The sequence below is a fragment of the Pseudomonas carassii genome, from assembly GCF_036324045.1.
Lineage (GTDB): Bacteria > Pseudomonadota > Gammaproteobacteria > Pseudomonadales > Pseudomonadaceae > Aquipseudomonas > Aquipseudomonas peradeniyensis.
The window spans coordinates 63,272-87,683 of record NZ_JAZDCT010000016.1; the positions used below are offsets into that span (position 1 = coordinate 63,272).

Sequence of the window (24,412 nt, forward strand, 5' to 3'; positions counted from 1 at the left end):
CTCTTCGGTCGTTTCTGTTTATGCGCTGTGTGCAATTTTCTGTAGAGCGGCCTATGAAGATATTGTTGCTAGGGAAGAACGGCCAAGTGGGTTGGGAGCTGCAGCGCAGTCTTTCCCCTTTGGGCGAGCTTATTGCCCTTGATTCTAGAAGTTCCGATTTTTGCGGTGATCTTGAAAATACAGCTGGTCTTGTCGACTCGCTTCAACTCATTAAGCCGGATGTCATTGTCAATGCGGCTGCTTATACCGCAGTCGATAAGGCTGAGGGCGAGCAGGATAAAGTCTTCCGAATCAATGCGCAGGCGGTGAGTGTGCTTGCTGAGCAGGCTGCACGGCTTGACGCATTGCTTGTTCATTACTCTTCTGACTATGTCTTTGGTGGGGCGGGTGCGCATTATCAGCAGGAGTCAGAGGCTGTTGCGCCCTTGAATTGCTATGGTGCGAGCAAGGCGGCTGGGGAGCTGGCCATTCTGCAAGCTGGCTGCAGGTTTTTGACGTTTCGCAGTAGTTGGGTTCACAGCGCTCATGGTCAGAATTTCACCAAGACCATTTTGCGCCTGGCTCAGGAGCGGGAAAACTTGAGCGTGATCAATGATCAGTTTGGGGCGCCGACCGGGGCCGACCTGCTTGCCGATGTGACGGCTCATGCCATCCTGGCGGTGGGGCGCCGCGCCGAGTTGGCCGGCCTTTACCATCTGGTTGCGCAAGGGGAGACCACATGGTGTGATTATGCCCGTTTTGTCCTGGAGCAAGCCCGCTCGGCCGGACTGGTGCTTAAGGTCCAGCCTGAGGATGTCCGTGCCATTGCAACGTCGGATTACCCAACTCCTGCAAGGCGCCCAGGTAACTCAAGATTGTCCACCGCTAAACTGCGAAGCGCGTTTGAGTTGAACGTTCCGTTCTGGAAGGATGGGGTGGCGCGCACAGTGGCTGAAATATTCGAGCGTAGGTAGGGCCTGCGAAGGGGCGCCTTGGTTGCGCTCTCGGTGGAAGGTTGGAATAGGGAGATTGAAGAGATGAAAGTAACGCCTCTGGATATTCCGGAAGTCTTACTGCTGGAGCCTCGGGTGTTCGGTGATGATCGCGGCTTTTTCTTCGAGAGCTTCAATAGCAAGCGTTTCGAGGAGGCCGTCGGGCACCCGGTGACGTTCGTGCAGGACAATGAGTCGTGCTCGAAGCAAGGGGTTTTGCGTGGCATGCACTACCAGGTGGAGTGCCCCCAAGGCAAGCTGGTTCGGGTGACCGAGGGGCAGGTGTTCGATGTCGCGGTCGATATCCGCAAAGGCTCACCGACGTTTGGACGGTGGGTCGGTGAGTATCTTTCGGCGCAAAATAACAAGCAGCTGTGGATTCCGGCAGGTTTTGCGCACGGTTTTCTGGTACTTTCCGAAACGGCGCGTTTCAACTACAAGGTCACCGACTACTGGTACCCGGAGCACGAACGGTGCATCCGCTTTGACGATCCGCAGATCCAGATTCAATGGCCGGTTAACGCAAGTATTCCGTCGCTCGCGCCCATCCTGTCCGACAAGGACCGGGAAGGGGCGATGCTGAAGGATGCAGATCTACTTTAAGGGAATGGTGGGTTTACAAAATGGCAATACAACTGTTTGTACCGAACTTCAGGGTCGACGAGTGCCTCGCTGAAATTCGCGAGTGCCTGGAGAAGGGCTGGACTGGCCTGGGCTTCAAGACCGTGGCAATGGAGGAGGACTGGAAAACCTACACAGGGCTGCCCCACGCTCACTTCCTGAGCTCCAATACAGTTGGTCTGCACTTGGCAATCGAACTGTACAAAACCAAATTCGGCTGGGCGGATGATGATGAGGTTATCACCACCCCGTTGACCTTCGTTTCCACCAATCACGCCATCCTGTATGCCGGAATGAAACCGGTCTTTGCTGATGTCGACCAATACCTGTGCCTTGATCCGGAAAGTGTGGCCAAGCGTATTACACCGAAGACCAAAGCTCTGATTTTTGTTGGTATCGGTGGTAATACTGGTCAGTACGAAAAAATCGTCAAGCTGTGCCAGGATAACGGCATCAAGTTGATTCTCGACGCGGCTCACATGTCGGGCAGCCGCTTGAACGGCAAGCATGTTGGTGTCGATGCGGACGTGACTGTCTTCAGTTTCCAGGCGGTGAAAAACCTGCCAACCGCTGACTCGGGCATGATCTGCTTCAAGGAGAAAGAAGATGATGATCGCGTTCGTAAGCTGACTTGGTTGGGCATCAACAAGGACACCTATGCGCGTACCGCTGCGCAGGGTGCCTACAAATGGATGTACGATGTCGAGGAGCTGGGCTACAAGTACCACGGTAACTCGATCATGGCGGCCATCGGTCTGGTGCAGCTCAAATACCTCGATCAGGACAACGCCTACCGTCGCCAACTGGCCAGCTGGTACCGTGAAAACCTGGCGAATCAACCGGCTATCCGAATTGTTGATGTCGCACCTGGATGCGAGTCTTCCACTCACCTGTTGCAGGTTCGTGTGAGCAATCGTGATGAGCTGATGGTTGCACTTAACGAAAATCAGATTTATCCGGGTGTGCACTACCGGGACAATACTGAGTACGGACTGTATTCCTTCGGTGAGGGCACCTGCCCACAAGCCGCCCAGGCCAGCCGTGAAATCCTGTCGATGCCAATGCACATGGGCCTGACCCGTGCGGATGTCGATACTGTCTGCGACCTGCTGATCCGCTACGCGAAATGAAGCGCCAGGTCTCTCCTTTCGGCGATGGCGTAGTGGAACTACGCCTACTCGAGGAGCGTGACCTGCACACCACCTTGTCCTGGCGAAACCGGGACGAGGCTCGGGTGTGGTTCAAGACTTCGGCGCCGTTGACCATGGACCAGCATGCAGGTTGGTTCTCCAAGTATCAGCAGAAGAATGATGACTTCCTGTTCGTTGTCGAGTCCGGGGGGATGCCGGTAGGGCAGGCTTCGGTCTATGCCATCGATTGGGAAAAACGCAGTGCTGAAGTCGGGCGCTTTCTGGTTGCACCAGAAGGTTCTGGCAAAGGCTTCATTGGTCGGGCATGCGCCGAGCTAGTAACTTTTTCACGGGACGTTCTGGGGCTGGGTTACATCTTCCTGGAGGTGCTCGAGAGCAATGAGCGTGCTATCCGTCTGTACCTGCAGAACGGCTTCAGTGAAGAGGGTCGTAGTGATGGCCTGATTCGCATGGGCCAGTCGTTGTCTCCGGTGGGCGCCAAATGATGCGAATTGCAAAGCTCAGCAGAGACAGTTTCCGCTCGCTGATGATGTGGCGAGTCTGGATGTTTCTTGGGGGGCAGGATATCAAGGCCAGGTTCCGCAGGTCGTTTTTTGGACCGCTGTGGATGGTGATGACAACCGCATTTTTCGTGGGGGGGGTCGGCGCGGTTTACGGTCTACTGTTTGGCCAACCTGTTGCAGAGTTTCTGCCCTATCTCGCTTGTGGATTCACCATCTGGGGTTTTTTAGTGACCTCGATTGTGGAGGCCAGTACCGCTTATGTCAGGGCTGAGGGCTACATCAAGCAGTTTTCCTACCCCAAGCAAATATACTTGTTGCGAAATTTGGTCTCTGCTTCCATTGCGCTGCTGATTGGTTTGCTGGTGATTGTGCCCGTGCAGGGGTTCTTCCACCAATTAAATGTGATGGGATGGCTGCTGGCAATTCCTGGGGTAATGCTTCTGCTGCTGGCCGCGCTGGGGCATATTACTGTCAGTGCCTATCTTGGTACTCGCTTTCGGGACTTTCCCCACGCCATGAGCGTACTGCTGCAAATGCTGTTTTTTATCACGCCTATCATGTTCCCGGCTAAAGTATTGCAAGCGAAGGGGCTAGACTTTGTTTATCAGTTCAACCCGCTTTACTATCTCATTGATGTAGTGCGAACTCCAATTTTGACTGCGGACTTTGCAAGCGTTGAGAGTTACGCATTTGCTGCTCTCTATATCGTGTGCTGCTGGTTCGTGGCGCTTTTGATCGCGCTCAAGCTCGATTCTCGTGTGGTTTTCCTATTATGAGCCAGGCATCGCTTTCCCTAAAAAATGTTGATGTTACCTTCCAGGGTACATTGAGTACGCACGAGGGATTGAAAGGTCTCGTCAAGGGGCTTGCTGGCAGGCGTACGGAGGGCGGCACCGGTAGTTATCAGATTCAGGCGCTGAAAAATATCTCACTGGAAGTTTCACAAGGTGAGCGAGTTGGTTTGATTGGTCTGAATGGAGCAGGTAAAAGTACCCTGCTCAAGGTGCTCGCTGATATCTATCCTCCTACATCGGGCTCTGTCAAGATTAAAGGCCATGTGTGCCCAATGTTTGAGTTTGCCACTGGATTCGAGATGAACCAGTCTGGCTGGGATAACATCCGCATTCGTGGGCTGCTCCTCGGTATGACGCCGGCGGCAATTGAGGCAAAACTTCCGGAAATTGCAGAGTTTACCGAGCTGGGCGAGTTTCTTGACTATCCAGTGCGTACGTATTCTTCAGGGATGTTTATTCGCCTGGCGTTCGCGGTATCGACCAGTATCAATCCTGAAATCTTGTTGATTGACGAGGTCATGGGCGCTGGAGACATTGCGTTTGCTGAAAAGGCGAAGCGCAGGATGTTTCAGTTCATGGAGCAAGGGAAAATATTGGTATTTACGACTCATAATTTCAATATGCTTAAAGATTTTTGCAGTCGCACCATTTGGCTCAATAAGGGCGAAGTTGTAGCGGATGGTGCGACTGCTGATGTAGTCAAGGAATACAGTTCTGCTTATGCGGGTTGAGCGGATTTTAGTGTTATAATTATTAAATTCAATATTGTTCAGGTTTTGTCTCGGGGTGGCTTCCGAGATGATTGCCTGGATCGGATGAAGTTGTAGTTAATTTTTAGCACCTTGGATGGTGCGCCCTGGGGTGGTGTGGTGAAAGTAGAAAAGTTGCTGTCTGCTTATAAGTTTGAATCGGCTGATGGTTTTGAGGCGCTTGAGCCTGATGTTTCAATTATTTTGCCAACCTATTCTCGCGCAGCTAGTGGTCTGTTTGAGCGGGTGGTCAGAAGCATATTAAGCCAGCACCTTTCCAACTTTGAGCTGATCATCATCGACGACGCTTCTACGGATGGAACTGAGGCGCTCATCAAGCAATTTATGGCGGAAGACTCGCGGATTGCGACCCTTCGCTACGCACAACGAATTGGCTTGCCTGCCATCTCGGTCAATCTGGGGTTCGAATATTCGCGCGGGCAGCGAATACTATTTGCTTTTGACGATAACGTACTGACACCGCACGGTCTGTTGGCTTTATATGACCATATGCAGCATGGCAGCGTGCGCATATGCTATGGTCAAACGCGCATGAAGACCGAGCTGGGCTGGGTATTGCTGGGCGATGGAGACTTTGATAGTCACTTTGCCCGCTATAACAACAGCATCGGCAATGGGGCAATTCTCTTTGATCGCACTGTCTTCGATGAAGTCGGTCTGTATGATCCGCATGTTATTATTGCGAGGCTTTGCGATTGGGACCTTTGGCGGCGCATGAAGCACATTGGCTTCCATCGGGTAGACACTGTCGTAAACGAAGAGCACGGGGTAACCTTGGCAGACTCGTTGGGCAACTCGCTCAATGGTGACTATGTTGCAGCTTTGGAGTGGGCGCATACCAGTCGAAATGACAAGTTGAAGCCGTCTGTGTGGAAACAGTATGAGATGCTCCAGCCCCCACCTTTCCTGAGTTATCCACGGGTTCTCAAACTCGCAGAAATGGTCGAGCAGTCGTATGGGCATCTGGGCGAGCCTGTCGAACCGATGAGGGACGATACGACGCAGGGATATCTGTTGGTATTGGGCGATATGCCGGTGAGCGGTGAACTTGTTTTTTCGGTCAAGACAGAGCAGATCATAGAAGGCCTTGATCTCAATGTCTTCATGAATTACAAGGAGGACTTCCTTCAGGGGTGTCGTGCTGTAATTATCAGCAGGGTCATCAATAAGAGCGTTGTCGCGCTTGTGGATGTGCTGCGTAAGGCGGGAGTGCCATATTATTATTATCTTGACGATATCCTTGTCTCGGATAAGTATAAAAATCTCTTTTCCCAGCCCGAGTTGATCGAAGCGGCTGCCTTCTATTCATCTCCCGAAGCGCTAGACCTCATTCGTCATGCCCAGGCAGTGCTGGCGACTTCAGACAATCTGGTCAAGGCCATGCAGGCCTATAATGACAAGGTGTTGCGTATTAATTGCACTCCACCACTTGCACTTGGCGAGAGCCATGTAGAAAGTGTCAGCCACTTTTCGCTTTCCGAGGGGGAGTGCATTCGGGTTGGCTTCTTCTCTTCTATTAGCAAGATCAAGGCTTTTCTTCAGTATAAGGCCGTATTCGAGCGGATTCATCAGGAGACCGGACGAAAGGTTGAACTATACATTCCTTGTTTTCCCGCACAAATGCCAGAGCTGGAAGCGTTTTTCGCTGATGCGATGGCCTATGTACGCCTTAAGCTGGTAGTGCGTGAGTCTAGTTATGTAGACTTTATTTTTAAGGCTCGAGCTGAACGCCTTCACTATTTGATTCACTCGTACAATGCCGAGGAAGTGTCGGGTACGGATTTCTATCTGTATAAGACATTTAATATATTGATTTCGGCTTACTTGTGTAATGTTGTCCCCGTTGTCCCTTTGCGACCACCCTTTGGAGAGCTTAAGGACAGTAATCCTGTGCTGGGTGAATTGATCACTACTTCGGATGATGAAGTTTTTGCAGTTATGATGGCTTCCCTGAATAAGCCTTCTGTTGCGCGACGCTATATAAAGGCGATGGATGCGTATATTCAGCGCTATTATCCAAATAGTATTAATCAAACGGTGCTCGACGATATTTTGCGAGCGCATCCGGCGCAGTATGATAATGTACTTGAGCTGGATATGTCCGATCTTGTTGTTCCACGATTAGTGTTCCCCAGGCGGCCTGTTGCCCTACGCCGTGACAGTGCGGTTCCGGTGGCACAATTCCGGGAAGACAACGTGGAGGATAAACCGTTCGTACTAATCCACCATCCGGATGCCGCTTACTTCCGTCGTAATCAACTGATTGTGGAGGCGCTGCAGGCTTACCCGGTAATCTGTTTCATACCCAATGCGTCGCCTGGGTTGCTGAAGGGGCTGTCAGACGAGTACCGCGGAAGCAATATTCAATGGTGTGCCGACATGCGCGCAATATTGGAGTGCATGGCGTCCGTGGGGTTGCTGATCAGCCCGTTTGTATTGCCCATCCCTTCTCACGAGTCAGCGTGGCCTCTGCTTATGAGCGCCCGTCGCCTGAAAATTCCGGTGCTGGGCGTCCAGCATGGTTTGTTCCAGTTAGGGTTGAATCAGCGTGACGGCGGAGCTCACGGAATCGTCTCGTACAGCGGTCCCGTATTCTCGATGCCCATGCGACCGGTATGCGATGTCATGCTCGACTGGTTTGATGGCGAAAGCGGCATTGGTTATGCGCGTGACACATCAGTTGTTCGCGGTGTCAAGCGGGGAACTTCCGTGCTCATCGCCGCAAATCTCAACTGGCATATCTATACCCGTAACGAGCGCATGGCCTTCGTTACGGCGGTATTGCAACTGGTACGGCAGTACCCGGATCAGCAGTTCATCTGGAAAATGCACCCAAATGAGAAGTCATCTCCGCAGTGCCAGGAAATGCGAGCCGCCATTCAAGCTGCTGTCGAGGAGTTGGATAATCTGGAAATTCCCGATGCGGTCCTGCCGACCGAATCGCTCATTGCACGGGCCCGCCTGCTGATTACGGCGCCATCCACATTGATATTGGACGCGGAAGCGTCGGCATGTCCGACCGTAGTCTTCAATTGTGCTGCCAATTCGAGCCTGGTCAGCGCAATTGGCCATGAGGCGCGTTTTGGTAATTTCCTGGAGCTGCATAACGTTTTTGTTGACGCCATGGCGGATATACACGCTTGTGTGTTGTCCACAGGACTGCTTAAACCTTTCAACGAACCGCGATTCATCGCATTGGTCGATCAACATCTTCGGCGTGAACCTGCTGATGCTTTTGAAGCGATCAATTGCGCGCGAGAGTTTATGGGGGCTGCTGTAGCGGGTGCTGCCGTGCCTGCGGTACTGCGCCAGGAAATCGCGGCGTTGAAAGTGGAGGTCGCGCGTAATCGCAAGGAGGCGCTGTCCCAACGCGTGTTTATCCAGCGAACGTTGTCCGCCATGCACGCCCAAGCCAAGGGCGTCAAGGGTGACAAGCCATATGTAGCCTGGGAGTCGCTGCCGGCAGGCTTCGATATGCTGAAAGCTTTCACCCAGGCCCGTTTCAGCCGTATCAGCAAGCGAAAGCTGGTACTCAGTCGTGACCTGCGGTCCAGCGTCTATCAAGAATTCATCATGCCCATTGATGTGAGTGGGCTAAAACGGATATCCCTTGCTGTCAGCCCACTGTTGCCGGTCAGCGATGGCGAGTTTGGCGTAGAAATCATCAGTCATGAACAGAAGATTGTTGCTCAGGCGGTAGTCCCGTTCAGTGCAGTGGCTCACGAAGCTCCAACCCATATCGCCTTGGCGTCGGCAATTTCCGAGCTGAAAGCCGGTTGGGGGTTGCGGGTCTTTGTGAGAAACGTCGAAGTACCGGTATTTATTTATGAACTGGGTCGCAACTCTTTGATTAGACGTAGGTCTGCTTCGCTACCTTTGTTGTCATTGCACTGATTTTTGGAGGGTTTGTGACGGAGTCTGTCGTCAATGTATTGATGGTGGTCGAAGGGGACATAGCGACCACCCAGTTGCTCGAGCAGATTCTTGCCTCGGGGCGACGAGAGGGCATTGCCTATCGTAAGGTTATGTTGGTCGACCTGAAGGTCGAGGATATACAGCAGGACACGGTCCCGCTGTTTATTCGTTGTGGTGATCCCTCTTTGAGGTTGTGGATCGAGCGCTTATGTGACGCGCGGCATCCGTATCTTTATTATCTCGATGATAATTTCTGGGAAATTGGAGGGAACTCACCGATCGCCGAATATTATCGGCATCCCTCGGTGCGTGCATCGTTGGAACTGGCGGTGAGCCAGGCGGAAAGAGTATTGACCAACTCGGATGTGCTGGCCGCGTTCCTGGCGCAGTTTAATAAAAGTATAGATATTCTTCCCGCGTCATTCGATTTTTCTTTGATCGAGATCGAGAAATTAGCACCTCAAGAAGAGATTCGAATTGGATTCGCGGGTAGCCCGTCAAGAGTTGATGATCTGGATATCATCAAGCCGATTATGGAGCCGCTCCTCAAAAAGTTTCCGGGGTTAGTGTTCGAGTTCGCCGGGGTCTTGCCAGCTGGCGTGGTTGAGAGTGCACAGGTCAGGTACTTCCCTCATGTGGGTAATTATAATGAGTTTATCGAGTTCAAGCAAAGCCGTCGGTGGTCGATAGGCCTGGCACCTTTGCGTGACACCCCAGCCAATCGCTGTAAAACGGACAACAAATATCGTGAGTACAGTGCTTGCGGTATACCCGCTGTCTACTCGAACATTCCTCCTTATTCTGGATCCGTGACGCCTGATGTGACTGGCCTGTTGGTACCAGACACCGCATTAGCTTGGTGCGAGGCTATCGAACGCCTGCTGGACGATGCAGATTTGCGTTCGGTGATGGCTAAGGCGGCCTACGCAGATGTATTGCAAAGGCACTCGGTGGAAGTGGTGGCGAGCAAGTGGGCAAATTTACTGAAGGATACTGCGCGGCTTGTCGAGCGGTCAGACGTCCAGCCGCTGCAGGAGCATAAACCACAGGTATGGCTGCGGGGGGTTGTATTAGAACTGGAGTCGATCTTGGTCAGGGTTCGTATCGTACATGCCGATGCGGGCCCTTGGGGTGTAATCAAGAAAGCAATTGTCTGGGTGGGTAGAAAAGTATCAATGATCTTCAGTGTTTTCCCTGTCAGAAAGTAAAGTTTCGTTCGCGAGTTGTGTTTTTTTCTGACATGGATGCTTGTGGTAACATTTTAGCTGAATCTTGGGTTGCGTTTGTTGAGTTGGCTGCATAAGGTTCATGGGGCAGCGCAGGAGATGCTGCTGTGTAATCCTCAAGGAGCTAAATATGCGAAGTACAGTCTTTTCCTATCTGTTCTTGCCACTGTTCACTTGCTTAAGCCTCTCAACTACCGCAGCACCTACTGTCGAGCATCCATTGCCGACAGTGAGTGTTGCAGGTACTGCGCAAGGCATGGAAATAAATGTGAATACCGTAGATGCCGCAACACTTGAGAAAGAGTTGTTAGGTATTGGTAGAGCCAAGGCGCAAGCTATCATTACCTATCGCGACACCCATGGTGTCTTCAATTCGCTCGATGAGTTGCTCGAAGTTAACGGTATTGGTAAGGCATTACTAGACCGTAATCGTGATAGGCTGGTGGTAAAGTGATTTAAGCTTTATGGCCGGGCAGGTCTGCTGCCCGGCCAGTATTCATCAAGCTTTATTTATGGTTGGCTTCTTTGGCATCCATTTCAGCATTTCGTTCATGTACTTTTTTTAACTGTTCCTCGGTCAAAGGTAGTTTTTTGGCTGTGTCCCGCAGTAGTAGAAGGCCACCGATGATCGAGCCCAGCGCTAACACGAGTATAAGCCACGCGTACCAAGGCATGGTATTTCTCCTCTCAAGGTCGACGCCTATGGATTATGAGTGAACCATTGGCCTAGGGTTCAATTATAGTAGAGATAGTGGTGCCCCCAAGTGGCCCCACTTCGTTTACAATGCGCGCCGTTTACGACTTGCCAAGAGACCCTGCCCATGTCCGCCTGCCAGACGCCCCTGATCGTCGCCCTGGATTTCCCCACCCGTGACGCCGCCCTGAAGCTGGCCGACCAGCTCGACCCCGCCCTGTGCCGGGTCAAGGTGGGCAAGGAACTGTTCACCAGCAGCGCCTCGGGCATCGTCGAAACCTTGTGCAGCAAGGGTTTCGAGGTGTTCCTCGACCTCAAGTTCCACGATATCCCCAACACCACCGCCATGGCGGTCAAGGCCGCGGCCGAGATGGGTGTGTGGATGGTCAATGTGCACTGCTCCGGTGGCCTGCGCATGATGTCGGCCTGCCGCGAAGAGCTGGCCAAGCGCAGCGGCCCGCAGCCGCTGCTGATCGGCGTGACCGTGCTGACCAGCATGGAGCGCGAGGACCTGGCCGGCATCGGCCTGGATGTCGACCCGCAGGAGCAGGTGCTGCGCCTGGCGGCGCTGGCGCAGAAGGCCGGCATGGACGGCCTGGTGTGCTCGGCGCTGGAAGCGCCGGCACTGAAGGCGGCGCACCCGTCGCTGCAGCTGGTGACCCCGGGTATTCGCCCGGCGGGCAGCGCCCAGGATGACCAGCGCCGGATTCTGACCCCGCGTCAGGCACTGGACGCCGGCTCCGATTACCTGGTGATCGGGCGTCCGATCAGCCAGGCGGCGGATCCGGCCCAGGCGCTGGCTGCCGTGGTGGCTGAAATCCGCGGTTGAATCAGGGTTCGTGGGAGCGGGCTTGCCCCGCGATGGCGTCAGCTCAGGCAATCGCCATCGCGGGGCAAGCACGCTTCCACAAAGTGCCTGGCTGCTGATCTCAGACCTTCAACACCAGCTTGCCGAAATTCTCCCCGCTGAACAGCTTGAGCAGCGTCTCGGGGAAGGTCTCCAGGCCCTCCACCACATCCTCCTTGCTCTTCACCTTGCCGCTGGCCAGCCAGCCGGCCATTTCCTGCGCGGCCTTGCCGTACTCCTTGACGTAGTCCATCACCACGAAGCCTTCCATGCGCGCACGGTTGACCAGCAGCGACAGGTAGTTGGCCGGGCCCTTGACCGCCTCCTTGTTGTTGTACTGGCTGATGGCGCCGCAGATCACCACTCGGGCCTTGAAGCTCAGGCGCGACAGCACGGCATCGAGGATATCGCCGCCGACGTTGTCGAAGTACACATCCACGCCATTGGGGCATTCACGCTTGAGGCCGGCGAGCACGTCCTCGGCCTTGTAGTCGATGACCCCGTCGAAGCCCAGCTCATCCAGCAGGTACTGGCACTTCTGCGCGCCACCGGCTATGCCCACCACGCGGCAGCCCTTGAGCTTGGCGATCTGCCCGGCAATGCTGCCGACCGCGCCGGCGGCGCCGGAGATCACCACGGTTTCGCCGGCCTTGGGCTGGCCGACATCGAGCAGGGCGAAGTAGGCGGTCATGCCGGTCATGCCCAGGGCGGACAGGTAGCGGGGCAGGGGCGCCAGGCGCGGGTCGATCCGGTGCAGGCCCTGGGGCTCCCCGGTGAAGTAATCCTGCACGCCGAGGGCACCGCTGACATGGTCGCCGGGCTTGTAGTCCGGGTGCTTGGAGCTGATCACCTCGCCGACGCCGAGGGCGCGCATGACCTGGCCCAGGCCCACGGGCGGGATATACGACTTGCCTTCGTTCATCCAGCCGCGCATGGCCGGATCCAGCGACAGGTAGAGGTTCTTCACCAGTACCTGGCCTTCGCCCGGCTCGCTGGCGGGCACCTGCTCGTAGGTGAAGTCGTCACGACGCACGGCGCCGACCGGGCGCTTGGTCAGCAGGAAACGGCGGTTGGTGTGGGGCATGGCGGGTTCTCCTGAGCGAGTGTGAAGGGCTGATGATCGGCGGGTTGAATGGGCCGCGTCACGCAAGATCACCGCGAACGATAGTAGTCCAACCGTGCCCTTGATGATGCTGCCCAGCCCGGCGGTGCCCTGACTAGACTCAGCCACGACTTCCCATCCTTTTGCAGGAGCCAGTGATGAGCATGACTTTCTCCGGCCAGGTTGCCCTGGTCACCGGTGGCGCGGCGGGTATCGGCCGGGCGACGGCCCAGGCATTCGCCGCCGAGGGGCTCAAGGTGGTGGTGGCCGACCGTGACGCGACCGGGGGCGAAGCCACCGTGGCGCTGATTCGCCAGGCTGGCGGCGAGGCGCTGTTCGTCGCCTGCGATGTCACCCGCGACGACGACGTGCGTCAGCTGCATGAGCAGGTCATTACGGCCTATGGCCGGCTCGACTATGCCTTCAACAACGCCGGTATCGAGATCGAGAAGGGGCGCCTGGCGGAGGGTAGCGAGGCGGAGTTCGATGCGATCATGGGTGTCAACGTCAAGGGTGTGTGGCTGTGCATGAAGTACCAACTGCCCCTGCTGCTGGCCCAGGGCGGCGGCGCCATCGTCAACACCGCCTCGGTGGCAGGGCTGTCGGCGGCGCCGAAAATGAGCATCTACGCGGCGTCCAAGCATGCGGTGATTGGCCTGACCAAGTCGGCGGCCATCGAGTATGCGAAGAAGGGCATCCGGGTCAACGCGGTGTGCCCGGCGGTGATCGACACCGACATGTTCCGCCGCGCCTACGAGGCCGATCCGCGCAAGGCCGAGTTCGCCGCGGCGATGCATCCGGTCGGGCGCATCGGCAAGGTCGAGGAGATCGCCAGCGCGGTGCTGTACCTGTGCAGCGATGGCGCGGCGTTCACGACGGGGCACAGCCTGACTGTCGATGGCGGCGCGTTGGCGATTTGACTGAGGTTATCCACAAGGTCAGTGCCACGGCTGCGCAGCCGAGCAGCAACACGCCGCCGAAGGCGATCAGCGCCAGTCGCGAGCCGAGCCGGTCACTGAGCAGCCCGGTAAAGATCACCGGCAGGCTGAACCCCAGGTAGGCAAGCAGGAAGAACCCGGCACTGGCCCGGGTCTTCTCGCTCCCGGCCAACTCATTCACCGCCGCCAAGCCGCCCAGGTAGATGAAGCCATAGCAGGCGCTGCTCGCGGCCACGGCGCCCAACAGCACACCCAGCAGATTGCCGCTGTCGGCCCCCCAGGCCAGCAGCGCGTAGCTGCACGGCAGGATCAGCAGCCCCAGCAAGGTCGCCTGGGCACTGGCCAGGCGCCGGGCCAGCGGCTGGAACAGCAAGCCGCAGCTGATCACGCAGAAGGTCGAGAACCCCGACCAGGCGCTCAGCCCGTGCTGGCGCAGGATCCCCGGCAGCAGGGCGATCACCAGCCCGACACAAGCCCAGGCCAGCAGGATCGCCAGGCCATAGGCCAGGCTGCCGGCGGGGTAGCAGGGCAGGCGCAGCATGGCGCTGCGCTGTGCCGGGCGAGGGTCGGGCAGGCGCCAGACCAGCAGCAGGGCGACGGCGGCCAATGCAAGTTGCAGGTGGAAACTGCCGGGGGTGAGGGTCGGCCCGCTTAGCAGGAACAGGCTGGTCAGTGCCGCGCCCAGGCCGAAGCCGAGCGACGTGCTGGCGGTGACCCAGGTGGCGGCGCGGCCACCGGCGTCCGGCGCCATCAGTTCGCTCATGTAGGCAGTGGCGGTGGCCGAGGCAAGGCCTGTGCCCAGCCCCAGGAACAGGCGCGCCAGGCCCAGCATCTGCAGGCTCGGCGCCAGCAGCATGAGCAGCGTGGCGACCATCGACAGGGCCAGCGCGACCAGGATCAGCGGGCGCCGACCTACCCGATCGGCCAGCCCGCCGAGGGCCAGCAGCACCGGCAGCACGCCGAGCACATAGCCGGAGAAGGCCACGGCGGTTGCCGCCGCGCCTTGCCCGGACAGGTCGGCGTAGGTGATGTACAGCGGGGCCTGCAGGTTCACCGCCAGGGTGATCAGGCACAGGGCGAAAGCCAGCAAGGCTGGGGCATGGCGAGTGGACATCGGTACGGATCCGCAAGGCAGTGACAGTGACTGGCAGCATCGGCCTTGGCAGAGGCGCTCGCCAAGGCACACTCGCGGGGCATTTATGCTTAACTGTTTGCCTGAAAGCAGCGAACACTTGCCATGCATTTTCATCTTGATCGTAACCTTCCCATCCCCTTGGTCCAGCAACTGACCGAGCACCTGCAGGCCTGGATCGAACAGCAGCGCCTGCGCCCCGGTGCGCGCCTGCCGTCGATCCGCGCGCTGGCCAAGGCGCAGTCGGTAAGCGCCTCGTGTGTGATCGAGGCCTACGACCGCCTGGCGGCCAACGGCTGGCTGGAGGCGCGACATGGTGCGGGCTTCTTTGTCGCCGAGCGCAAACCGGGCCTGCGGCCCGACCCTGGGGAGCCCTGGGGCGAGGCGATCGACGGCAGTTGGCGGCAGTTTCGCGAAGGGCATGAACAGTTGCTCAAGCTTGGCTGCGGCTGGCTGCCGGTGGCCTGGCGCGCCGAAGCCGAGCTGGCCCAGGCCATCCGCCAGGTCAGCCGCGGCGCGCCCGAGGCGTTGTTCGACTACTGCCCGCCCCAGGGCCTGGCCAGCCTGCGCCTGCAACTGCACAAGGGTTTGGCGCGGCTGGACATCGCCGCCGAGCCGGAGCGGATCCTCACCACCCAAGGCGCCAGCCATGCCCTGGACCTATTGGTGCGAACCTTGCTGAAGCCGGGCGACACGGTGCTGGTGGAGCGCCCCGGCTACTACAACCTGTACAACTTGTTGCGCCTGCACGGTGTGCGCATGCTCGAGGTGCCGCGCACCGCCACTGGCCCGGACCTGGTGGTGCTCGAGCAGTTGCTGGCCGAGCACCAGCCCCGTTGCCTGTTCATCAATAGCCTGTACCAGAACCCGACTGGCACCAGCCTGACACCCAAGGTCGCCTACCGCCTGCTGGAGCTGGCCCGCGAGCATGACCTGCGGATCGTCGAGGACGACCTGTACGCGGACTTCCAGGACGGCCCGGCCACGCGCCTGGCGACCCTCGACAGCGAGCAGCGGGTGATCTACCTGGGCAGCTTCTCCAAGACCCTCAGCAGTTCGTTGCGCGTCGGCTACCTGGTGGCCGACCCGCCTTTGATCGCGCGCCTGGCCGAACTGAAGATGGTGGCCGGCATCGGCACTTCGCGCTTCGCCGAGCAGGTGGTCGGGCAGATGCTCGCCAATGGCGGCTACCGCAAGAGTGTGCAGCGCCTGCGATTGCGCTTGGGTCAGCACCGGGCCAGGACGCTTGGGCAATTGGAGGCCTGCGGCTGGGAGGTGTTCTGCGAGCCGGTCGGCGGTATGTTCGTCTGGGCCAGGGTGCCCGGACGCGACTTTGCCGAGCTGGAGCGACTGGCGTTGGAGCACGCGGTATTGCTCACCCCGGGCAGCGCCTTCGATCCGCAGGGGCGGGCCAGTGACTGGCTGCGGATCAATGTCGCCTATGGGCAGGATTCCCGAGCCCAAGCGTTCTTCCGGCATGCGGGGCGACCTCCGGCGGTCTGAAAGCGACACGCTCATAGCTAAATGACACCATTCGCGCACGCGGCCCTTGTGACGAGGTCGGCGCCATTGTCACTCTTGCCGTTGGCAGAGGGCCAAAGGCGAGGAGGGCGGTGATGACAGCGACCAAGCACGGTGTATTGGCCAACCTGGGCATGGCGCGCAAGCTGGGCCTGGGTTTCGCCCTGGTGTTGCTGCTCACCCTGGTGGTGGCCGCCATCGGTGTGTATGCCCTGGCCAACGTCGGCCAGCGCTTCGAGGGGCTGCGGCAGATGGCCCAGTTCAATACCGACCTGTTGAAGCTGCGCCAACATGAGCAGGCCTTCGCCCTGCGTTCGGATATCAAGGAGGCCGATGCGCTGCGCACGGGCCTTCAAGGGCTGGTGGAGCGGGCCCGCGCCGCGCCTGCGCTGACTTCCGTCGAGGCCGATCTCAGTGCCTACGGACAGGCCTTCGACCAGTTCGTCCAGGCCGTGCAGGCCAAAGAGCTGGCGCTGGACATGGCCAGCTGGTCGGTGTCGAGCGTGGCCAACAACCTCGATGTGCTGCAGGCCGGTCTGGCCGATGACGGCACCTACACCCTCAAGCAGTCCCAGGGCCAGCAAGGCGGCGAGTTCCTCGAGCAGGCCGGGCAGGTGGCGCAGGTGTCGCGGCTGATGCTCCAGGCCATGGACGAGGCCCGGGTGCGACTGGAACAGAGCCGCAAGGGCGGCGAGGCCGTTGCCGAGGGGCGCATCGCCCAGACAGTGGAGGCAGCCAGCCTGGTGGAGCAGCTCAAGTCGGCGGTGACCGACGCCGGCTACCAGAGCGTGCTGGGCGAAGTGGCCGGGCATATCGCCAGTTTCTCCGAGAAGCTCAACGAGTACACCGACCTGCTGGCCCAGGAACGGGGTATCAAGGACCAGCTGCAGGCCCGGGCCGAGCAGGTCACCACGCGGGTCGACCAGGCCTACCTCGCCCAGGAGCAGGCCATGCAGGCGGAGCTGGCGCGAAACACCGTGGCCATCGCCGCAGCCACGGCACTGGCGTTGCTGGTGGGCGTGCTGGCGGCCTGGTTGATCACCCGCGCCGTGGTTGCGCCGCTCAAGCGGGTGATCAGCCGCGCCCGGCGCATTGCCGCGGGCGAGCTGGGCATCGAGGCTGAGCCGCCGCGTGGCGACGAAGTCGGTCAGCTGCTGCAGGCCATGCAGCAGATGGCCGAGGGGCTGTCTGGCATCGTCAGTGGCTTGCAACAGGGCATCGATCAGCTGGCCGGCAGCGCCCAGGCCTTGTCGGCGGTCACCGAGCAGACCAACCGCGAAGTCGGTAGCCAGAAGGATGAGACCGAGCAGGTGGCCACTGCCATGCAGCAGATGACCGCCACCGTCCATGACGTGGCGCGCAACGCCGAGCAGGCGGCCCAGGCGGCCCAGGATGCCGATGACAAGGTCGAGTCGGGGCAGCAGGTGGTGCGCCAGAGCATGCAGCGCATCGAACAGCTGGCGGCGGCGGCCGAGACCGCCAGCAGCGGTATCGACAGCCTCAGCGCCGAGATCCATACCATCGGTGATGTGCTCGAGGTGATCAAGAGCGTGGCCGAACAGACCAACCTACTGGCGCTCAACGCGGCGATCGAGGCGGCCCGCGCCGGCGAGCAGGGCCGTGGCTTCGCCGTGGTTGCCGACGAGGTGCGCGCCTTGGCCCGGCGCACCCGGCAGTCCACCGAGGAGATCGAGCGGCTGGTCGCCAGCCTGCGCGGCAATGCCCAGCAGTCGGTGACGCAGATTCGCGGCAGCACCGAGCTGGTGCGCCTTGCGGTGGCCGACACGCTGCAGACCGAGAGCGCCCTGGGCAGCATCGCCGCGGCAGTGTCGTTGATCCAGCAGATGAATCAGCAGATCGCCGCGGCGGCCGAGCAGCAGAGTTCGGTGGCCGAGGAGATCAGCCGCAGCGTCACGCAGATTCGCGGCAGTGCCGACCAGGCGGCGCTGGCGATGGAGGACAATGCCCGCTCAAGCGTCGAGCTGGCGCAGTTGGGGATCGACCTCAAGAGCATGGTTGGCCACTTCAGGCTGTGAAGGACCCTGTAGGAGCGGCCTTGTGTCGCGAAAGGGCTGCTCAGCAGCCCTCGATCTCATCGTAGGCGCATAAATCGCCGGGGCCGCTTTGCGGCCCTTTCGCGGCACGAGGCCGCTCCTACAGTGGGTGCGCGCAGGGCTTTAGACCCTGCGCGGACTGAGGATCAGCAAGGTCAGCACCCCCGCCACGATCCCCCAGAACGCCGAGCCGATCGAGAACAGGGTGAACCCCGACGCCGTGACCATGAAGGTGATCAGCGCCGCCTCGCGCTCGCGCGCCTCGCCCATGGCCACGCTCAGGCCGTTCATGATCGAGCCGAACAGCGCCAGGGCGGCGATCGACAGCACCAGTTCCTTGGGCAGGGCGCCGAACAGCGCTGCCAGGGTCGCGCCGAAGGTGCCGGCGATACCGTAGAAGATCCCGCACCACACCGCCGCCGTGTAGCGCTTGGCCGGGTCTTCATGGGCGTGCGGCCCGGTGCAGATCGCCGCGCTGATCGCCGCCAGGTTGATGCCGTGGGAGCCGAACGGCGCCAGCAGCAGCGAGGCGAACCCGGTGGCCGAGATCAGCGGCGAGGCCGGCACCTGGTAGCCGTCGGCGCGCAGCACGGCGACGCCGGGCATGTTCTGCGAGGTCATGGCCACCACGAACAGCGGGATGCCGATGCTGATCGTCGCCGCCAGCGAGAAGCTCGGCATGGTCCACACCGGGGTGGCGATCTCCAGCTGGAAGCCGCTGAAGTCCAGCAGCCCCAGGGCGCCGGACAGCGCCGTGCCGACCAGCAGCGCGGCCAGCACGCAGTAGCGCGGTGACAGGCGCTTGACCAGCAGGTAGCTGAAGAACATGCCCAGTACCAGCAGCGTGCGATGCTGGGCGGCGACAAAGATCTCGCTGCCGATCTTGAACAGGATGCCGGCCAGCAGGGCCGAGGCGAGCGAGGCGGGGATGCGCCGCACCAGGCGCTCGAAACTGCCGGTCAGGCCGCATATCAGCACCAGCACGGCGCAGGTGATATAGGCACCGATGGCCTCGCCGTAGGTGACGCCGCCGAGGCTGGTGATCAGCAGCGCCGCGCCGGGTGTCGACCAGGCCACGGTGACCGGAGTACGGTAGCGCAGCGACAGGCCGATGCTGCACACCGCCATGCCGATCGACAGGGCCCAGATCCACGACGAGATCTGCGCGCTGGTCAGGCCGGCGGCCTGGCCGGCCTGGAACATCAGCACCAGCGAGCTGGTATAGCCGGTGAGCATGGCGATGAAGCCGGCGACAACCGCCGACGGGGAGCTGTCCGCCAGCGGCCGCAGGCGCGCGGAGGTGGCATCGGTCATGGGGAATTCCTTGTACAGGTGTAAGCAGTTTTTTCAGGCTACCGTGCAATGGCGTGATCCTTGCCATACAGCAGGCATTGCATTTAGCCGTACAGTCGCCAACTATGGGGTATTACTGCGCAACTGCGTGAAAGGGGAGGGGCGATGTACAAGGTGTATGGGGATTACCAGTCGGGCAACTGCTACAAGGTCAAGCTGATGCTGAGCCTGCTCGACCGTCAGTATGAGTGGCACCCGGTGGATATTCTCAAGGGCGAGACGGAAACGCCCGAGTTCCTGGCCATGAACCCCAACGGCAAGGTGCCGGTGCTCAAGCTTGAGGACGGCACCTGCCTGTGGGAGTCCAACGCGATTCTCAACTACCTGGCCGATGGCAGCGAGTTCCTGCCCAGCGAGCCACGCCTGCGCACCCAGGTGCTGCAGTGGCAGTTCTTCGAGCAGTACAGCCACGAGCCGTACATTGCCGTGGCGCGCTTCATCCAGTTCTACCTGGGGTTGCCCGACGAACGCCTGGAGGAGTACAGGGGGCTGCACAAGGGCGGCTACAAGGCGCTCAAGGTGATGAACAAGCAGCTGGAAATGACGCCTTACCTGGTCGGCGAGCAGTATTCGATTGCCGATGTGGCGTTGTATGCCTATACCCATGTGGCGCATCAGGGGGGCTTCGACCTGACCGAATATCCGGCGGTGAAAGCCTGGCTGGCGCGGGTGGCCAGTCATCCACGGCATGTGCCGATGGTGGATTGACTCGCTGTCGCCCCCTGTAGGAGCGGCCTTGTGTCGCGAAAGGGCTGCGCAGCAGCCCTCGGTCTCAGCGTCGACGCATAAATCGCCGGGGCCGCGTTGCGGCCCTTTCGCGACACAAGGCCGCTCCTACAGGGGTTGTGTACGTGCTTCAGACCGCCGCGAAGCGCTTGTCCAGATAGGCAATGATGTCCTTGGACTCATACATCCAGGTCACCTTGCCGTCCTCCTCGATCCGCAGGCACGGCACTTTCACCCGACCGCCGCCTTCGAGCAGCGCCTGGCGGTGCTGGGCATCGTTCTTGGCATCGCGCAGCGACACCGGCACGTTCAGGCGGTGCAGGGTGCGGCGGGTCTTCACGCAGAACGGGCAGGCGTGGAACTGGTACAGCGCCAGGCCCTTGGCCTGCTGCTCGACCTGGGCCTGGGCCGCGGCATCGCGCTGCTTTTTCGCCGGGCGGCTGATCCAGTCGCCGAACACGATTAGCTGGCCGAGGCCGACCCGCAGGGCTTTGACGATCATGGGCAACTCCTGAAATGAAAAAGCCGACCCCATGGGGTCGGCTCGGGACACAGGCCGATCACTTGATCAGGCTGAGGAACTCGCTGCGGGTGGAGGCGTTGTCGCGGAACTCGCCGAGCATCACCGAGGTGAGCATGGTCGAGTTCTGCTTTTCGACACCGCGCATCATCATGCACATGTGCTTGGCCTCGATGACCACCGCCACGCCCGCGGCGCCGGTCACCTGCTGCACGGCCTCGGCGATCTGGCGGCTGAGGTTTTCCTGGATCTGCAGGCGACGGGCGTACATGTCGACGATCCGCGCCACCTTGGACAGGCCCAGCACCTTGCCCTTGGGCAGGTAGGCCACATGGGCCTTGCCGATGAACGGCAGCATATGGTGTTCGCACATCGAGTACAGCTCGATATCCCGGACCAGCACCATTTCGCTGTTGTCGGAGGTGAACAACGCGCCGTTGGTCACTTCTTCCAGGGTTTGCTCATAACCGCGGCAAAGGTACTTCATGGCCTTTGCGGCCCGCTTGGGCGTGTCGAGCAGGCCCTCGCGGGAGACGTCCTCGCCGATCTGGCTGAGGATCGCGGTGTAGTTCTGTTCCAGGGACATGGATCTACCTGTGGAAAATTTCGCAAAGACGAAGGGTACGGCGACGACGGCGGCGCTGCAAGCGCGATGTCACTCGTCGCGGCCTTCGAGCATGGTTCGCTTGAGCATCACGTACACCGCGCCGGTGCCGCCGTGGCGGGCCTGGCACGAGGCGAAACCGAGCACCTGCGGGTGCTGGCGCAGCCAGGTGTTGACGTGGCTCTTGATCATCGGGCGCTTGCCGTCCAGGCGCGCGGCCTTGCCGTGGGTGACGCGCACGCAGCGTACTTCGAGCTTGGTCGCCTCGGCGATGAAGTCCCACAGTGTCTCGCGGGCCTTCTCGACGCTCATGCCGTGCAGGTCGAGGCTGCCCTCGAAGGCGATCTGGCCGAGCTTGAGCTTGCGGATCTGGGTTTCCTGGACGCCGTCACGGCGCCACATCAGTTCGTCCTCGGCGCCGACGTCGATGACGAACTGGTCGGACAGGCCGTCGATCACCAGCGGCTGGTCGCTGCGGATGGTCGCCGCCTGGCGCAGGCCGGCCAGCTGCTTGCGGTCGGCCTTGGGTTTGCCGACTTCGGCGCGGTCGTGCTTGATCGGCTTGACGCCCTGCACTTGGCTGCGGAAGAGGGAAAAGTCGTCGTCTTGCATGGTGCCTCCACGTGGGCGGCGTAGTTTACGCGACTGTGCGTCGGAGTGAAGCCCTGAGCTGCGCGCGGTTTGTGTAGGAGCGGCCTTGCGTCGCGAAAGGGCTGCAAAGCAGCCCCAGGATTTCCGCTTCGATGCATAGATCGCAGGGGCCGCTTTGCGGCCCTTTCGCGGCACAAGGCCGCTCCTACAGGGGGGGCGTAAATCTGTCAGTCGTGCTTCTTCATCAGGTGCGGCGACAGGTTCAGCTCGCGCCCGCGGCGCAGGCGGATGCGGCTGCGTCGCCAGACGCGCACGCCGATCCACAGCAGCAACAGCCCGACCACGACGAGAATTGCCGCCAGCGGGCGGTTGGCATTGAGCTCGGCCAGCGCGGCGTAATTGCCCAGCAGGCCGGCAAAGCCGGCCATGGCGAGCAGTATGCCGAGGGTGGCCAGCAGCACGGAAAGGGCGGCGGCAACCCGCGCGCCCCAGTTGCTCGGCTCGCGCTGGCGCAGGCGCTTGGCATCGAAACTGCCTTTGAGCTTCATTCGAATTCCTCAGGATCTGGTGGAGCTGATCCGGATTTCGACCTGCGGGTCACCTTGGGGTTCCGCCCGTCCGCCGGGCGGTCGTGGCTCAGACCAGGCTGGCGGTGGGGGCGACGCAGGCGAAGTTGTCGGCCATCACGGCCATTTCGCACTGGTGGATCTGCGCGGCGGGGATCACGGTGTCCTTCAGGGCCAGGTCACGGGTCGCCGAGGCGTCTTCCACCAGGGTGCAGCGATAACCATAGTCCTTGGCGCGGCGCACGGTGGTGCTGACGCTGGAGTGGCTCATGAAACCGCAGACGATCAGGTCGAGATGGCCGAGCTCCTGCAGCGTTTCGTGCAGCTTGGTGTTCTTGAAGGCGTTGGGCATGCGCTTTTCGATGACGATCTCACCGGCGCGCGGCTCCAGGCCCGGGATGAACTCGCCCGCCGGACCCTGGGGGTCGAAACGACCGCCGACGGTGCCGAGGTGGCGCACGTGGATGATCGGGCGGCCGGCCTTGCGGGCGGCATCGAGCAACCTGGCAATGTTCGCCACGGCCTCGTCCATGCCCGACAGCGCCAGCGGACCGCTCAGGTATTCCTTCTGCGCGTCGATGACGATCAGGCTGGCTTGGCCCAGCTTGGCCGGCGGGTAGTCGCGGCCAGTGAGGCGGAACATCGTGGTTGGAACGGACATCAAGGGCTCCTTGGGTAGGGCTTTTGTATACCTATTCTCCCTTGCCTTGACGTCAATGTGAATGGTTGACAGCGCAGACAGCGTGGTTGCTGGCTTGTGGCTATCTGTTTGGCTATCGGAGGAAACAAATGTGCGGTGTGGGCTGTTAGACTTTTGTCCTGTCTGAAAAGGAGTACCCCGTGATCACATCCCGCCTGCGCACCCTGCGCGACCATATCCGCTGGGCGGTCAGCCGCTTCCATGAACACGAGCTGTTCTTCGGCCACGGTGCCGATAACGCCTGGGACGAAGCCCGCCTGCTGGTGCTCGGCGCGGTGCACCTGCCCTGGGAGGTGGCCGACAGCTACCTGGACTGCGCGCTGGAGGATGACGAAACGGTACGCCTGCAGCACCTGCTCAAGCGCCGCATCGAAGAGCGCGTGCCCACCGCCTACCTGTTGGGCGAGGCCTGGTTCTGCGGCATGTCGTTCATCGTCGACGAGCGGGTGCTGGTGCCGCGCTCGCCCATTGGCGAGCTGATCGAGAAACGCTTCGAGCCGTGGCTGGCCGCGGAGCCTGCGCGCATCCTCGACCTGTGCACCGGCTCCGGCTGCATCGGCATCGTAGCCGCCGAGGTGTTTCAGGACGCCGAGGTAGTGCTGGCCGACCTGTCCTTCGACGCGCTGGAGGTGGCCAACCAGAACATCGAGCGGCATGGCCTCGATGAGCGGGTGTACACCGTGCAGGGCGATGGCTTCGCCGGCCTGCCGGGGCAGCGCTTCGACCTGATCCTTTCCAACCCGCCGTATGTCGATGCCGAGGATTTCGGCGACATGCCGGCCGAGTACCACCACGAGCCCGAGCTGGGCCTGGCCTGCGGCAACGATGGCCTGGACCTGGTGCGGCGCATGCTGGCCGAGGCGGCCGACCACTTGACCGACAAGGGCCTGATGATCGTCGAGGTGGGCAACAGCCAGGTGCACGTCGAGTCGCTCTATCCCGAGGTGGACTTCGCCTGGCTGGAATTCGAGCGCGGTGGCCACGGAGTGTTCATGCTGACCGCCGAGCAGTGCCGGCAGCATCAGGAGCTGTTCAAGGCGCGGGTCTGACGGATTCACACCGCCCCCCTGTAGGAGCGGCCTTGCCGAGGCGTCGGACCGGTCGGAAAGGGCT

Annotated in this window: 24 protein-coding genes and 1 pseudogene; 16 read left to right on the forward strand and 9 right to left on the reverse strand. The window is 60.2% G+C overall.

The genetic code is table 11. The annotated features are described in order from the left end of the window. Nucleotides 1-20: 20 nt before the first annotated feature. The 9 genes from rfbD to V0R62_RS13865 all read left to right on the forward strand — a co-directional run bounded on the left by rfbD (nucleotide 21) and on the right by V0R62_RS13865 (nucleotide 10,405). A complete protein-coding gene (rfbD, locus tag V0R62_RS13825) occupies nucleotides 21-953 on the forward strand; it encodes a dTDP-4-dehydrorhamnose reductase (RefSeq protein WP_330104122.1) in 933 nt (310 codons plus the stop codon). Between the two features lie 63 nt (nucleotides 954-1,016). Further along, nucleotides 1,017-1,574: a dTDP-4-dehydrorhamnose 3,5-epimerase gene (rfbC, locus tag V0R62_RS13830; RefSeq protein ID WP_330104123.1), complete on the forward strand. Its 558-nt coding sequence runs from the start codon at nucleotides 1,017-1,019 to the stop codon at nucleotides 1,572-1,574. A gap of 20 nt (nucleotides 1,575-1,594) precedes the next feature. Beyond that, nucleotides 1,595-2,722: a DegT/DnrJ/EryC1/StrS family aminotransferase gene (locus V0R62_RS13835; RefSeq protein ID WP_330104124.1), complete on the forward strand. Its 1,128-nt coding sequence runs from the start codon at nucleotides 1,595-1,597 to the stop codon at nucleotides 2,720-2,722. After that, nucleotides 2,719-3,228 carry a GNAT family N-acetyltransferase gene (locus V0R62_RS13840; protein WP_330104125.1) on the forward strand — a complete coding sequence of 170 codons (510 nt, stop codon included), beginning with the start codon at nucleotides 2,719-2,721 and terminating at the stop codon, nucleotides 3,226-3,228. The genes V0R62_RS13835 and V0R62_RS13840 overlap by 4 nt, the downstream gene beginning before the upstream one ends. After that, nucleotides 3,225-4,022, forward strand: coding sequence for an ABC transporter permease (locus V0R62_RS13845; RefSeq protein ID WP_330104126.1), 798 nt, complete (start codon nucleotides 3,225-3,227; stop codon nucleotides 4,020-4,022). Before V0R62_RS13840 ends, V0R62_RS13845 begins: the two co-directional genes overlap by 4 nt. Beyond that, nucleotides 4,019-4,771: an ABC transporter ATP-binding protein gene (locus tag V0R62_RS13850; protein ID WP_330104127.1), complete on the forward strand. Its 753-nt coding sequence runs from the start codon at nucleotides 4,019-4,021 to the stop codon at nucleotides 4,769-4,771. Before V0R62_RS13845 ends, V0R62_RS13850 begins: the two co-directional genes overlap by 4 nt. 138 nt (nucleotides 4,772-4,909) lie before the next feature. Next, the gene (locus V0R62_RS13855) at nucleotides 4,910-8,704 is read left to right on the forward strand and encodes a glycosyltransferase family 2 protein (protein ID WP_330104128.1); all 3,795 of its coding nucleotides are present in this window, start codon (nucleotides 4,910-4,912) and stop codon (nucleotides 8,702-8,704) included. A gap of 14 nt (nucleotides 8,705-8,718) precedes the next feature. Next, nucleotides 8,719-9,933 carry a glycosyltransferase family protein gene (locus tag V0R62_RS13860; RefSeq protein WP_330104129.1) on the forward strand — a complete coding sequence of 405 codons (1,215 nt, stop codon included), beginning with the start codon at nucleotides 8,719-8,721 and terminating at the stop codon, nucleotides 9,931-9,933. A gap of 148 nt (nucleotides 9,934-10,081) precedes the next feature. Next, the gene (locus tag V0R62_RS13865) at nucleotides 10,082-10,405 is read left to right on the forward strand and encodes a ComEA family DNA-binding protein (protein ID WP_330104130.1); all 324 of its coding nucleotides are present in this window, start codon (nucleotides 10,082-10,084) and stop codon (nucleotides 10,403-10,405) included. A 52-nt stretch (nucleotides 10,406-10,457) separates the two neighbouring features. Here V0R62_RS13865 and V0R62_RS13870 read toward each other — a convergent pair whose 3' ends face one another. Continuing rightward, entirely contained in the window at nucleotides 10,458-10,625 is a 168-nt protein-coding gene (locus tag V0R62_RS13870) for a DUF2897 family protein (RefSeq protein ID WP_330104131.1), read from the reverse strand. Between the two features lie 147 nt (nucleotides 10,626-10,772). Between V0R62_RS13870 and pyrF the strand changes: the two genes are divergently transcribed. Next, nucleotides 10,773-11,474, forward strand: coding sequence for an orotidine-5'-phosphate decarboxylase (pyrF, locus tag V0R62_RS13875; protein WP_046856603.1), 702 nt, complete (start codon nucleotides 10,773-10,775; stop codon nucleotides 11,472-11,474). A gap of 100 nt (nucleotides 11,475-11,574) precedes the next feature. Here pyrF and V0R62_RS13880 read toward each other — a convergent pair whose 3' ends face one another. Next, on the reverse strand, nucleotides 11,575-12,576 hold the full coding sequence (locus V0R62_RS13880) for an NADP-dependent oxidoreductase (protein ID WP_330104132.1): 1,002 nt from the start codon (nucleotides 12,574-12,576) through the stop codon (nucleotides 11,575-11,577). A gap of 176 nt (nucleotides 12,577-12,752) precedes the next feature. Here V0R62_RS13880 and V0R62_RS13885 point away from each other — a divergent pair, with 176 nt between their 5' ends. Then, nucleotides 12,753-13,514 (forward strand): SDR family oxidoreductase, encoded by a 762-nt coding sequence (locus V0R62_RS13885; RefSeq protein ID WP_050704627.1) that lies wholly within the window; start codon nucleotides 12,753-12,755, stop codon nucleotides 13,512-13,514. Here V0R62_RS13885 and V0R62_RS13890 read toward each other — a convergent pair. Next, nucleotides 13,465-14,646 carry an MFS transporter gene (locus V0R62_RS13890; protein ID WP_330104133.1) on the reverse strand — a complete coding sequence of 394 codons (1,182 nt, stop codon included), beginning with the start codon at nucleotides 14,644-14,646 and terminating at the stop codon, nucleotides 13,465-13,467. The genes V0R62_RS13885 and V0R62_RS13890 overlap by 50 nt on opposite strands. A 123-nt stretch (nucleotides 14,647-14,769) precedes the next feature. Between V0R62_RS13890 and V0R62_RS13895 the strand changes: the two genes are divergently transcribed. From V0R62_RS13895 to V0R62_RS26840, 3 genes and pseudogenes are all read left to right on the forward strand, one after another. Beyond that, complete coding sequence (locus V0R62_RS13895) at nucleotides 14,770-16,167, forward strand: aminotransferase-like domain-containing protein (RefSeq protein WP_330104134.1); 1,398 nt, start codon at nucleotides 14,770-14,772, stop codon at nucleotides 16,165-16,167. A gap of 968 nt (nucleotides 16,168-17,135) precedes the next feature. Continuing rightward, nucleotides 17,136-17,363 (forward strand): annotated as a pseudogene (locus V0R62_RS26835) (HAMP domain-containing protein); the annotation flags it as partial. After that, nucleotides 17,358-18,221: a methyl-accepting chemotaxis protein gene (locus tag V0R62_RS26840; protein WP_408005684.1), complete on the forward strand. Its 864-nt coding sequence runs from the start codon at nucleotides 17,358-17,360 to the stop codon at nucleotides 18,219-18,221. The pseudogene V0R62_RS26835 and the gene V0R62_RS26840, both read left to right, overlap by 6 nt. 141 nt (nucleotides 18,222-18,362) lie before the next feature. Here V0R62_RS26840 and V0R62_RS13905 read toward each other — a convergent pair whose 3' ends face one another. Further along, complete coding sequence (locus V0R62_RS13905) at nucleotides 18,363-19,553, reverse strand: benzoate/H(+) symporter BenE family transporter (RefSeq protein ID WP_330104136.1); 1,191 nt, start codon at nucleotides 19,551-19,553, stop codon at nucleotides 18,363-18,365. A gap of 144 nt (nucleotides 19,554-19,697) precedes the next feature. Here V0R62_RS13905 and V0R62_RS13910 point away from each other — a divergent pair, with 144 nt between their 5' ends. Further along, complete coding sequence (locus V0R62_RS13910; protein ID WP_330104137.1) at nucleotides 19,698-20,300, forward strand: glutathione S-transferase family protein; 603 nt, start codon at nucleotides 19,698-19,700, stop codon at nucleotides 20,298-20,300. Nucleotides 20,301-20,448: 148 nt separating this feature from the next. Here V0R62_RS13910 and V0R62_RS13915 read toward each other — a convergent pair whose 3' ends face one another. From V0R62_RS13915 to V0R62_RS13935, 5 genes are all read right to left on the reverse strand, one after another. Beyond that, nucleotides 20,449-20,820: a glutaredoxin family protein gene (locus V0R62_RS13915; protein ID WP_330104138.1), complete on the reverse strand. Its 372-nt coding sequence runs from the start codon at nucleotides 20,818-20,820 to the stop codon at nucleotides 20,449-20,451. Nucleotides 20,821-20,878: 58 nt separating this feature from the next. Beyond that, nucleotides 20,879-21,424 carry a GTP cyclohydrolase I FolE gene (gene folE / locus V0R62_RS13920; protein ID WP_110736603.1) on the reverse strand — a complete coding sequence of 182 codons (546 nt, stop codon included), beginning with the start codon at nucleotides 21,422-21,424 and terminating at the stop codon, nucleotides 20,879-20,881. Between the two features lie 69 nt (nucleotides 21,425-21,493). Further along, nucleotides 21,494-22,054 (reverse strand): Smr/MutS family protein, encoded by a 561-nt coding sequence (locus V0R62_RS13925; RefSeq protein ID WP_186712822.1) that lies wholly within the window; start codon nucleotides 22,052-22,054, stop codon nucleotides 21,494-21,496. A 206-nt stretch (nucleotides 22,055-22,260) separates the two neighbouring features. Further along, nucleotides 22,261-22,581, reverse strand: a complete 321-nt coding sequence (locus tag V0R62_RS13930; protein WP_050704636.1) for a hypothetical protein — start codon at nucleotides 22,579-22,581, stop codon at nucleotides 22,261-22,263. Nucleotides 22,582-22,669: 88 nt separating this feature from the next. Continuing rightward, a complete protein-coding gene (locus tag V0R62_RS13935; RefSeq protein ID WP_028691770.1) occupies nucleotides 22,670-23,260 on the reverse strand; it encodes a cysteine hydrolase family protein in 591 nt (196 codons plus the stop codon). A gap of 179 nt (nucleotides 23,261-23,439) precedes the next feature. On the opposite strand from V0R62_RS13935, the gene prmB reads away from it, so the two are divergent. Further along, the gene (gene prmB / locus V0R62_RS13940) at nucleotides 23,440-24,348 is read left to right on the forward strand and encodes a 50S ribosomal protein L3 N(5)-glutamine methyltransferase (protein ID WP_028691769.1); all 909 of its coding nucleotides are present in this window, start codon (nucleotides 23,440-23,442) and stop codon (nucleotides 24,346-24,348) included. Nucleotides 24,349-24,412: the final 64 nt, after the last annotated feature.